Source organism: Adlercreutzia sp. DFI.6.23, from assembly GCF_024462535.1.
Lineage (GTDB): Bacteria > Actinomycetota > Coriobacteriia > Coriobacteriales > Eggerthellaceae > Adlercreutzia > Adlercreutzia rubneri.
In genome coordinates this window covers 1-311 of the sequence record NZ_JANGBP010000383.1, presented here as the reverse complement: position 1 = coordinate 311, position 311 = coordinate 1, and the positions used below count along the sequence as shown (strand labels likewise).

Here is a 311-nt window from a genome sequence, read left to right as displayed (position 1 = left end):
GCCGACGCCATCGCTCAGATGAAGGACGGCGTCGTGTTCCTGAACTTCTCCCGCGATGTGCTGGTCGACGACGTCGCCATGCCGAGGCGCTTGAGTCCGGCAAGGTGGCCGCGTATGTGACCGACTTCGCCAACCCGGCCGTCGTGAAGATGGAGCGCGCCATCGTCATCCCGCATCTGGGCGCCCCCACCGCCGAGGCCGAGGACAACTGCGCCAAGATGGCCGTGGAGGAAGTCATGGCCTACCTCGAGCGTGGCGAGAAGATCCACTGCGTGAATATGTAGCAACTCGGTAATGCGGGTGGCGAAGGA

General features: G+C 64.0%; 1 protein-coding gene. It reads left to right on the top strand.

Annotated features, from left to right (window positions below; genetic code table 11):
- The first annotated feature begins 116 nt into the window (after positions 1-116).
- A complete protein-coding gene (locus tag NE591_RS13815) occupies positions 117-284 on the top strand; it encodes a hypothetical protein (protein WP_256156929.1) in 168 nt (55 codons plus the stop codon).
- The last annotated feature ends 27 nt before the right edge of the window (positions 285-311 follow it).